Annotated in this window: 11 protein-coding genes; 8 read left to right on the top strand and 3 right to left on the bottom strand. The window is 65.0% G+C overall.

The window, feature by feature from the left end:
- The 3 genes from ACYQ2W_RS24210 to ACYQ2W_RS24200 all read left to right on the top strand — a co-directional run.
- On the top strand, positions 1-293 hold a 293-nt coding region (locus tag ACYQ2W_RS24210), incomplete at its 5' end, for a TIR domain-containing protein (protein WP_459873215.1).
- 127 nt (positions 294-420) lie between these two features.
- A complete protein-coding gene (gene bla, locus ACYQ2W_RS24205) occupies positions 421-1,320 on the top strand; it encodes a class A beta-lactamase (RefSeq protein ID WP_459873213.1) in 900 nt (299 codons plus the stop codon).
- Positions 1,321-1,448: 128 nt separating this feature from the next.
- Positions 1,449-1,706, top strand: coding sequence for a PIN domain-containing protein (locus tag ACYQ2W_RS24200; protein WP_459873211.1), 258 nt, complete (start codon positions 1,449-1,451; stop codon positions 1,704-1,706).
- An 85-nt stretch (positions 1,707-1,791) separates the two neighbouring features.
- On the opposite strand, the gene ACYQ2W_RS24195 is transcribed toward ACYQ2W_RS24200, so the two are convergent.
- Together ACYQ2W_RS24195 and metG are read right to left on the bottom strand one after the other, a co-directional pair.
- Complete coding sequence (locus ACYQ2W_RS24195) at positions 1,792-2,193, bottom strand: GFA family protein (RefSeq protein WP_459873209.1); 402 nt, start codon at positions 2,191-2,193, stop codon at positions 1,792-1,794.
- 136 nt (positions 2,194-2,329) lie between these two features.
- A complete protein-coding gene (metG, locus tag ACYQ2W_RS24190) occupies positions 2,330-4,357 on the bottom strand; it encodes a methionine--tRNA ligase (RefSeq protein WP_459873207.1) in 2,028 nt (675 codons plus the stop codon).
- A gap of 339 nt (positions 4,358-4,696) precedes the next feature.
- Between metG and ACYQ2W_RS24185 the strand changes: the two genes are divergently transcribed.
- The 5 genes from ACYQ2W_RS24185 to hslO all read left to right on the top strand — a co-directional run bounded on the left by ACYQ2W_RS24185 (position 4,697) and on the right by hslO (position 9,033).
- Positions 4,697-4,837, top strand: a complete 141-nt coding sequence (locus ACYQ2W_RS24185; protein WP_459873205.1) for a hypothetical protein — start codon at positions 4,697-4,699, stop codon at positions 4,835-4,837.
- Positions 4,838-4,990: 153 nt separating this feature from the next.
- Positions 4,991-6,082, top strand: coding sequence for an iron-sulfur cluster carrier protein ApbC (apbC, locus tag ACYQ2W_RS24180; protein WP_459873203.1), 1,092 nt, complete (start codon positions 4,991-4,993; stop codon positions 6,080-6,082).
- Between the two features lie 293 nt (positions 6,083-6,375).
- The gene (gene dcd, locus ACYQ2W_RS24175) at positions 6,376-6,942 is read left to right on the top strand and encodes a dCTP deaminase (RefSeq protein ID WP_459873201.1); all 567 of its coding nucleotides are present in this window, start codon (positions 6,376-6,378) and stop codon (positions 6,940-6,942) included.
- A gap of 178 nt (positions 6,943-7,120) precedes the next feature.
- A complete protein-coding gene (locus tag ACYQ2W_RS24170) occupies positions 7,121-8,137 on the top strand; it encodes a quinone-dependent dihydroorotate dehydrogenase (RefSeq protein ID WP_459873199.1) in 1,017 nt (338 codons plus the stop codon).
- 8 nt (positions 8,138-8,145) lie between these two features.
- On the top strand, positions 8,146-9,033 hold the full coding sequence (gene hslO / locus ACYQ2W_RS24165; RefSeq protein WP_459873197.1) for an Hsp33 family molecular chaperone HslO: 888 nt from the start codon (positions 8,146-8,148) through the stop codon (positions 9,031-9,033).
- Positions 9,034-9,092: 59 nt separating this feature from the next.
- On the opposite strand, the gene ACYQ2W_RS24160 is transcribed toward hslO, so the two are convergent.
- A partial coding sequence (locus tag ACYQ2W_RS24160; RefSeq protein ID WP_459873195.1) for a M67 family metallopeptidase occupies positions 9,093-9,519 on the bottom strand: 427 nt, incomplete at its 5' end.

The raw sequence follows: 9,519 nt of genomic DNA, 5'->3' as shown, positions 1-9,519 counted from the left end.
CCTTAAGGTCGGGCCAGGACTGGAGGCGTAAGCTGGAAGAGCAGGTTCCCAATAAAGACATATTTTACTTGTTCTGGTCACAGTCCGCTTCCTGTTCTGAATGGGTGGAAAGAGAGTGGAGAATAGCGTTGAGTAAGAGGGGCATCAGATATATAGACCCTGTGCCGTTGGAAGGTCCGGAATATGCGCCACCGCCGCTGGAACTCTCGTCGCTACATTTCAACGATGCTTATTTGGCATACATTTCCTACGCACGCATGAAACAAGAATCCAGGCCCCGTAGGGCGGATTAGCGCAGCGTAATCCGCCGGGAACGAAGGCTTCATCGCCGAAATCGGCTCCGATCCGGCAGATCGCGTTACCGCTGGTCCGTCCGGCCCTCAGCGTTTTTTCCACTCAACGACAACGGAACCCAACGCCATGAAGCGTCGCTCCTTTCTGCTCACCTCCGCGGTGATTCCTTCCGTGTTGGCCAGCGTCTCCTGCCTTGCCGAAGGGGGCCGGACCGATTCGACCGAGGAGCGGCTCGCCGTGCTCGAACAGGCGTTCGGCGGTCGTCTCGGGGTGTTCGCGCTGGATACCGCCGATGGGGGCGTGATCGCCCATCGCGGCGATGAGCGCTTTCCCCTGTGCAGTACCTTCAAGGTGATCCTGGCCGGGGCCGTGTTGGCGCGGGCCGCTCACGTCGACGGCCTGTTGCAGCGACGGATCGACTTCAGTCGGGAAGACCTCGTCCACTACTCGCCGCTCACCGAACGCCACCTCGCCGACGGGATGAGCGTCTCGGACCTCTGCGCCGCGGCCCTTCAATACAGCGACAACACCGCGGCCAATCTGTTGATGAAGCTCCTCGGCGGCCCCGCGGCGGTGACCGCCTATGCGGCCTCCATCGGCAACGACCGCTTCCGCCTGGATCGCTGGGAGACCGAGCTGAACAGTTGTCTCCCCGGCGATCCCCGCGATACGGCGACCCCCGAGACGATGGCCCGCAGCCTGCGCTCGCTGGTGCTCGGCGAGGCGCTGCCGGCGGCCGGGCGGCAACAGCTGGGCACGTGGCTGCGCGGCAACACCACCGGCGCGAAGCGGATCCGCGCCGCGCTGCCCCCCTCCTGGGCGGTCGGCGACAAGACCGGATCGGGGGCCTACGGCACCGCCAACGACATCGCCGTGCTGTGGCCGCCGGGACGGCCGCCGCTGCTGCTCGCGGTCTACTCCACGCAGGAGCGGGCAGATGCCAAATGGAACGACGGGCTCATCGCGACGGCGGCGCGGATCGCGATGGACGGGTTTGGAATGGCTCAGCCCCGTAGGGCGGATTAGCGATAGCGTAATCCGCCGGGAACGAAGGCGACTTCGCCGGAATCGGCTCCGGTCTGGCAGATTATGCGATCGCTAATCCGCCCAACATTCGGCGCGCATCTTTCAATTGGATCGTCTCGGCGCCCCGCATGACGCAGCCGCTCATCCGCCGAACCGACGATGGCCAGGGAGCGGGTGTATTGGCGTTGATCGATGAGCAGAAGGGGCGGCGTGAGGCGCGCAGGTTGAGGATCGAAATCGTCGGCACCGGCGCCTTGTTGGTCGCGGCCAAGCGACGGGGGATCGTGGCGGACGTTGCACCGCTGCTGGAGCGTATGGTTCAGGACGGTTACCGACTGTCGGTGCGTTTGTGCCAAGCGTTGTTGGAGCCGTGTGGCGAGGGATAGCCTCTGCTCCTGTCGTCCCATCGTTACTATGGGTGTCCCGGTTGGTCGGCCCGGTTGGTCGGCCACTGGCCCATGTGATGGTAGATCAATCTGGCAGTCCCTCGAACGTTGGCACTTCCCCTATCCCCCCTTCCCAAGCGGCTTTGCTGGATGAAAAGATGTGTGCAGTTGGCGATATAGAGATCTCGGTGTCCAAACACCCTGCAGGAACGACGAGCAAACCTGCGATCTGAGTGTTTGGCAAGGCTGAGCCGCACAGCTTACAAAAGCTTTTGTTATGGCGAGTGCCTGGAAGCGTAAACGAAGTCACAGCATCTGCACCCGCCAACCAGATCAATTCAGCTGACCGCGAAAACAGATTTGCGGCATGAGCTGACCCCGTGTCCTTTTGGCAATGGTGGCAATGACACAGGTAAAGGCTGTCGAAGTCCCCGTGTACCTCAAATCTCACAGTGCCACACAAGCAAGAACCCAAGTGATCGGTCATCGGATTTCCTTAGGGCCCGCGAAAGAATAACTTCCTTCTTGGGGCGTCGAGACGTCCCTCCGGCAAGGCGCGCAAAGGGGCGCATACTCGTTGTATGCAACCCTTTGTGCAACGCCGCCGGGGGGAGCGATGTAGGTTACTTCACCCGCATCCCCGGCTGCGCCCCCTCGTCCGGGTGGAGCACGAACAGCTCCTTGCCGCCGGGGCCGGCGGCCAGCACCATCCCCTCGGAGAGACCGAACTTCATCTTGCGCGGGGCGAGGTTGGCGACCATCACGGTGAGCTTGCCCGCCAGCTCCTCGGGGGCGTAGGCGGACTTGATGCCGGCGAAGACGTTGCGCGTCTCGCCGCCCAGATCGAGGGTGAGCCGGAGCAGCTTGTCGGCCCCCTCGACGTGCTCGGCCTTGGCGATGCGGGCGATGCGCAGGTCGATCTTGGCGAAGTCGTCGTAGCCGATCTCGGGGAAGATCGGCTCCTTGGCCAGCGGTCCCTGCGGCGCCGCAGCGGTGGGGGCGAGGTTTTCGCGGGAGGCCTCGACCATCGCCGCAACATCCTTCTCCTCGACACGGGTCATCAGCGGTTTGAACTTGCCGATGTGGTGGCCGAGCAGCGGCTGGTCGAGATCGCTCCAGGCGAGCGGGTCGACGTTGAGGAAGGCCTCGCTCTTCTCGGCGGTGAGCGGCAGGATCGGCTTCAGGTAGAGCACCAGCACGCGGAACAGGTTGATGCCCATGGAGCAGATGTCCTGCAGCTCGCCGTCGCGCCCCTCCTCTTTCGCCACCACCCACGGCTGGGCGGCGTCGATGTACTGGTTGGCGCGGTCGGCGAGCGCCATGATCTCGCGCACCGCATGGTTGAACTCGCGTTTCTCATAGAGCTCGGCGATTGCCTTGCCCTTGGCGATGAAGTCGTTGAACAGATCCGGTTCGGCCAGCCGCGGGGCCAGTTCGCCGCCGAAGCGTTTGCCGATGAAGCCGGCGCAGCGGCTGGCGATGTTGACCACCTTGCCCACCAGGTCGGCGTTGACCCGCTGGCGGAAGTCCTCCAGGTTGAGGTCGATGTCGTCGACCCCGCCGCTCAGCTTGGCGGCGAAGTAGTAGCGCAGGTACTCGGGGTTGAGGTGCTCGAGGTAGGTGCGCGCCTTGATGAAGGTGCCGCGGGATTTGGACATCTTCTGGCCGTCGACGGTGAGGAAGCCGTGGGAGAAGATCGCCGTCGGCGTGCGGAAGTCGGCGCCGTAGAGCATCGCCGGCCAGAACAGGCCGTGGAAGTAGACGATGTCCTTGCCGATGAAGTGGTAGAGCTCGGCCTCGGACTCGGGGGCCCAGTAGGCGTCGAAGTCCATGCCGCGCTCCTCGCACAGCTTGCGGAAGCTGGCCATGTAGCCGATCGGCGCGTCGAGCCAGACGTAGAAGAACTTGCCCGGCGCGTCGGGGATCTCGAAGCCGAAGTAGGGGGCGTCGCGGGAGATGTCCCAGCCGCGCAGCCCGTCGGCGAACCACTCGTTGAGCTTGTTGGCGATCGCTTCCTGCAGGTGGCCGGAGCCGGTCCACTGCTTGAGCATGGTCTCGAAGTGGGCCAGCTCGAAGAAGTAGTGCACCGATTCCCGCTCGATCGGCGTGGCGCCGGAGATGACCGATTTGGCGTTCTTCAGTTCCGCCGGGGTGTAGGTGGCGCCGCACTTCTCGCAGGAGTCGCCGTACTGGTCGGGGGCGCCGCACTTGGGGCAGTCGCCCTTGATGAAACGATCCGGCAGGAACAGGTTCTGTTCCGGGTCGTAGGCCTGGACGATCGCCTTCTGGCTGATGTGGCCGCCCTCTTTCAGCCGGGTGTAGATCAGCTCGGCGAAGTAGCGGTTCTCCTCCGAGTGGGAGGTGTAGTACTGGTCGAAGCCGATGGCGAATTCGCTGAAGTCGGCGTAGTGCTGCTTCCAGATCTCGGCGATCAGCTGTTCGGGTTCGATGCCGCGGCTCTGCGCGTGGAGCATGATCGGGGTGCCGTGGGCGTCGTCGGCGCAGACGTACCAGCACTCCTCGCCGCGCATCCGCTGGAAGCGCGCCCAGATGTCGGTCTGGATGTACTCCACCAGGTGGCCGAGGTGGATCGGGCCGTTGGCGTAGGGGAGTGCGCTGGTGATGAGAATCTTGCGGCGGGTGTCGGTCATGGCGGGGCTCGTTCGTTCGGGGTTGCCGGACCGGGCATTATGCCATAGGCCGGATGAAGAAGATTTGTCCGCAAATGCAGGCGAATGGACGCAAATTCGATTGTGGGGCGAGGCGTAGGTCGGCGCTACCGCGCCGACGTGAACGGAGGCACGGCATGGATGTGATGATCTCCCCTCCGGCTGGTACGTCCCGTTCGGGTGGGGGGCGAGTCCCTGACAAACGGTGCTTCCGCTGGTTTTTCCGGTTACGACGCTTTTGCTGGTTACGACGCTCCGCGTCGTAACCGGGAGGCCTTGGACGCTCTGCGTCCTGGTGCAGAGTGGGGCGCTGAGAGGGCGGTGCCCCCGCTCGGCACGACGCAGAGCGTCGAAGAGGGGCGTTTCCACGCAGAGCGTGGAAACGAGGGGTGCGAGGGGTGCGAGGGGTGCGAGGGGTGCGAGGGGTGCGAGGGGTGCGAGGGGTGCGAGGGGGAGGGGTAGGAAAGGGGGTGGGCATCGTCCCGACACCGGACGCCGCGCCCCTTGAAACCCCTCAGGCCCAACCCCACATCTCGCTCAGCGCACGAAAAATCGTGTAAAATACTTGGTTTCTCAAATTCCCAGCCCGTGCCGGGCCGTGCAGGAGACTCCCCCATGGCAGAAGTTACCCGCGAGGCGGTCGAAGCCGTCTTGAAAGAGATCAACGACCCCCACATCGGCAAGGGCCTGGTGGCCGCCGGTGAGGTGCGCAACATCAAGGTGGACGGCGCTGCGGTGACCGTCGACGTCATCCTCGGCTATCCCTGCAACAGCTTCCTCTCCACCCTCGAGGCCGAGGTCAAGGAGAAGGTGAGCGCGCTCGATGGCGTCGCCGAAGTGACCGCCAACGTCTCCTGGGACGTGGCCCCCCACGCGGTGCAGAAGGGCCTCAAACCGATCAAGAACGTCAAGAACATCATCGCCGTGGCCTCCGGCAAGGGCGGCGTCGGCAAGTCCACCGTGTCGGTCAACCTGGCGCTCGCGCTCTCCGCCGAGGGGGCCACGGTGGGCATCCTCGACGCCGACATCTACGGCCCCAGCCAGCCGCGCATGCTCGGCATCTCCGGCAAGCCGGAGTCCCTCGACGGCCAGTCGATGGAGCCGATGAACTCCTACCACGTGCAGGCGATGTCGGTGGGCTTCCTGATCGACGAGGAGACGCCGATGATCTGGCGCGGCCCGATGGTCACCCAGGCCTTGGAGCAGCTGCTCAACGACACCAGCTGGAAGGACTTGGATTACCTGATCATCGACCTGCCGCCGGGCACCGGCGACACCCAGCTGACCCTGGCGCAGAAGGTGCCGGTCTCCGGCGCGGTGATCGTCACCACGCCCCAGGACATCGCCCTGCTCGACGCCCGCAAGGGTCTCAAGATGTTCCAGAAGGTGGAGGTGCCGGTGCTCGGCGTGGTGGAGAACATGTCGATCCACATCTGCTCCAAGTGCGGCCACGAGGAGCACATCTTCGGCGAGGGCGGCGGCGAGCGGATGGCCGAGCAGTACCACGTCAACTTCCTCGGCTCGTTGCCGCTGGACATCACCATCCGCCAGCACGCCGACGGCGGCAAGCCCACCGTGGTGGCCGAGCCCGAGGGGAGGATCACCGCCATGTACAAGGAGATCGCCCGCAACACCGCCGCCAAGCTGGCGCAGCAAAGCAAGGACTACGCCACCAAGTTCCCGCAGATCGTCATTGCCAACGACTAATCGGAAAACGCTAGCGAGTTTTCCGATCATTGCGGGAAGACGGCTTGGGGCGGCTGTGCTGCTCCGGGCGGCGTGCCACGAGGGGCGGAGAGGCGCGAAGGGGTATTTTTCAATATACTTCGCGTCTCTTCGTCCCTTGTGGCGTTTTGGTATTTGATTTCGGGTGAGTGGTGTAGGTCGGGTTGAGCGATAGCGAAGCCCGACGTTGCACGGCTCCGGGGAGGTGTTGGGCTTCGCTGTCGCTCAACCCAACCTACGGTCTTTGTCTTTGTTTGGGATTCGGGTAGACGACGATGAGTATCAAGGCGGACCGGTGGATTCGGCGGATGGCCGAGAACGAAGGGATGATCGACCCCTTCGAGCCGGGGCAGGTGCGCGAGGCCGACGGTCACCGCATCGTCTCCTACGGCACCTCGAGCTATGGCTACGACGTGCGCTGTGCCGATGAGTTCAAGATCTTCACCAACATCAATTCGGCGGTGGTCGATCCGAAGAACTTCGATGCCAACAGCTTCGTCGACGTGAAATCCGACGTCTGCATCATCCCGCCCAACTCCTTCGCCCTGGCGCGCACCGTGGAGTATTTCCGCATCCCGCGCAGCGTGCTCACCGTCTGTCTCGGCAAGTCCACCTATGCCCGCTGCGGGATCATCGTCAACGTCACCCCGCTGGAGCCGGAGTGGCAGGGCCACGTGACCCTGGAGTTTTCCAACACCACCCCGCTGCCGGCGAAGATCTACGCCAACGAAGGGGTGGCGCAGATGCTCTTCTTCGAATCCGACGAGGTGTGCGAGACCTCCTACGGCGACCGCGGCGGCAAATACCAGGGCCAGACCGGCGTCACCCTGCCCAAGACCTGACGAGCTTCTTCTCGACTCCTCGTGGGAAACGCGGAGGACGCGGAGGCGCAAAGACGCGGAGAAGAAGAGGTTGCGAGCCCGATGCGTGTTTTAAACGGTAGTTCTTCTTCTTTGCGCTCTCTGCGTCTTTGCGTTCTCCGCGTTTTTCATCCCAACTCAAATCAAACACGCCAACCCCATGCTCTATTCGCTGATCCGTCCGCTGCTCTTCCGGCTCGACCCGGAGCGCGCCCACAACCTCACCCTGGCGGGGTTGCGCTTGGTCGACGGCTTGGGGCTCTCCTCGCTGCTGTGGAGGCGGGCGGTCCACGCGCCGGTGAAGGTGATGGGCATCGAGTTCCCCAACCGGGTGGGGCTCGCCGCGGGGCTCGACAAGGACGGCGACTGCATCGACGGCCTCGGCGCCCTCGGTTTCGGCTTCGTCGAGGTGGGTACGGTCACCCCCCGCCCCCAATCGGGCAATGAGCGGCCGCGGCTCTTCCGCCTGCCGGCGGCGGAGGCGGTGGTCAACCGCATGGGGTTCAACAACCACGGGGTGCAGAATCTGGTGGACAACGTCCGCCACGCCCGCTACCGCGGGGTGATCGGGGTCAACATCGGCAAGAACAAGGCGACCCCCAACGAGCAGGCGCTGGACGACTACGTCTGCGGATTGCGGGCGGTCTACGGGGTGGCGCGCTACGTCACCGTCAACATCTCCTCTCCCAACACGCCGGGGCTGCGCGACCTGCAGCAGGGAGACGACCTGGACCGTCTGCTCGGCGGCCTCAAGGAGCAGCAGCAGCGGCTTGCCGACCAGTACGGCCACTACGTGCCGATCGCGGTGAAGATCGCCCCCGACCTGGACGATGCCGGGATCGACGGGGTGGCCGAGACCCTGTTGCGCCACCGCATCGACGGGGTGATCGCCACCAACACCACCCTGACCCGTGAGGCGGTGGTCGGCATGGTGCATGGCGACGAGGCCGGGGGATTGAGCGGCGCGCCGCTGCGCGAGCGCTCCACCGAGGTGGTGGCGCGCCTCTTCGGTCGGCTCGGCGACGGGCTGCCGATCATCGCCGTGGGCGGCATCCTCAGCGCCGCGGACGCCCGGGAGAAGCTGGCCGCCGGCGCCCAGCTGGTGCAGCTCTATACCGGGATCATCTATCGCGGGCCTCACTTGGTTCGCGAAGTGGCCGAGGCGTTGGCGGAGTGAGTAGCCCGATGCGTGTGCGTGACACCCTTCACCGTTTCCTCTTCGAGCACACCGGCATCCGCGGCGAGCTGGTCCACCTCGACAGCAGCTTCCGCGCGGTACTCGATCGCTACGACTATCCACCGCCGGTGGTCGCCCTGCTCGGCCAGGCGCTGGCCGCCAGCGCGCTGCTCAGTGCGACCATCAAGTTCGAGGGTTCGCTGATTCTCCAGCTCCAGGGCGAGGGGGCGGTGCGGCTGGTGGTGGCCCAGTGTGATCACCAGCGCCATCTGCGCGGCCTCGCCCGTTGGGAGGGTGAGTTGCCCGAGGGGGGGTTGGCGGCGCTGATGGAGGGTGGGCGGCTGGTGATCACCATCGATCCCGGTCCCGGCAGGAAGCGCTACCAGGGGGTGGTCTCACTGGACGGGGTCGACTCCCTGGCCGCCGCGCTGGAGCGGTACTTCAGCCAGTCGGAGCAGCTCGGCACCCGCTTCTGGCTGGCCGCGAGCGGCGAGCGGGCGGCCGGAATGCTGCTCCAGCGTCTACCCGAGGAGGGGGCCGGAACGCGGGATTGGGAGGATGACTGGGAGCGGGTGGAGATTCTCGGCGCCACGGTGACCGACGCCGAACTGCTGGAGCTTCCCGCCGAGGAGCTGCTCTACCGGCTCTACAACGAGGAGGCGGTGCGCTTGTTCGAGGCGGAGCCGGTGAGTTTCCGCTGCAGCTGTTCGCGGGGTCGCATCGAGACCACCCTGGAACAGCTGGGGGAGGCGGAGGTGCGGATGATCCTCCATGAGCACGGCGCGGTGAAGGTCGCCTGCGAGTTCTGCAATCAGCGTTACGTCTTCGACCGTGTGGACGTCGGCCGTCTCTTCGTCGAGGGGTTCCACCCCGAGGTGCCGCAGACGCGGCAGTGACCTTGGCGCTCGCGAAAGAATAACTTCAACGCCGATCGCGCACTCCTTACACTAAGCCTTCAGGCCATCTCCAGCTCCAGCACCACCTCCCGCGCCCCGCCGTCCTCGATTCGATAGCCGCGCATCTCCAGCACGCCCTTGGTGTCGAGGGAGACGATCAGGTGCAGCACTTCGGGATACTCCGATTCGGCGATGTCGGTGGCGGATGGCCGGGCCGGGGCGTGGGGGTGGGAGTGGAAGATGGCCACGAGCTCCTCGCCCGCCTCGCGCATTGCGCGCATCGCCACGATCTGACCGGCCGGGTCCATCTGGAACAGCCGCCCCGGCCGGTCGGCGAGGTTGGCCACCGGGTGGAGGCGGTGCGGTTGGCCGTCGCGGCCGGCGATCAATCCGCACACCTCCCGTTCGGGATCGTGCTGGGCGAGGGCGAGGAGCTGGTTGACCAGGGGGCGGGGGAGCTTCATTGCAGTGTTTAGTGTTGAGTGT

The organism is Endothiovibrio diazotrophicus, assembly GCF_054657215.1.
This window is presented reverse-complemented; position numbering and strand designations above follow the sequence as displayed.

Bases quoted from the DNA above. Each gene is read 5' to 3' on its own strand.
- ACYQ2W_RS24195 (WP_459873209.1), bottom strand. From the start codon at position 2,193: ATGACCGATCACTTGGGTTCTTGCTTGTGTGGCACTGTGAGATTTGAG.
- ACYQ2W_RS24170 (WP_459873199.1), top strand. From the start codon at position 7,121: ATGCTCTATTCGCTGATCCGTCCGCTGCTCTTCCGGCTCGACCCGGAG.
- ACYQ2W_RS24200 (WP_459873211.1), top strand. From the start codon at position 1,449: ATGACGCAGCCGCTCATCCGCCGAACCGACGATGGCCAGGGAGCGGGT.
- dcd (WP_459873201.1), top strand. From the start codon at position 6,376: ATGAGTATCAAGGCGGACCGGTGGATTCGGCGGATGGCCGAGAACGAA.
- apbC (WP_459873203.1), top strand. From the start codon at position 4,991: ATGGCAGAAGTTACCCGCGAGGCGGTCGAAGCCGTCTTGAAAGAGATC.
- bla (WP_459873213.1), top strand. From the start codon at position 421: ATGAAGCGTCGCTCCTTTCTGCTCACCTCCGCGGTGATTCCTTCCGTG.
- hslO (WP_459873197.1), top strand. From the start codon at position 8,146: ATGCGTGTGCGTGACACCCTTCACCGTTTCCTCTTCGAGCACACCGGC.
- metG (WP_459873207.1), bottom strand. From the start codon at position 4,357: ATGACCGACACCCGCCGCAAGATTCTCATCACCAGCGCACTCCCCTAC.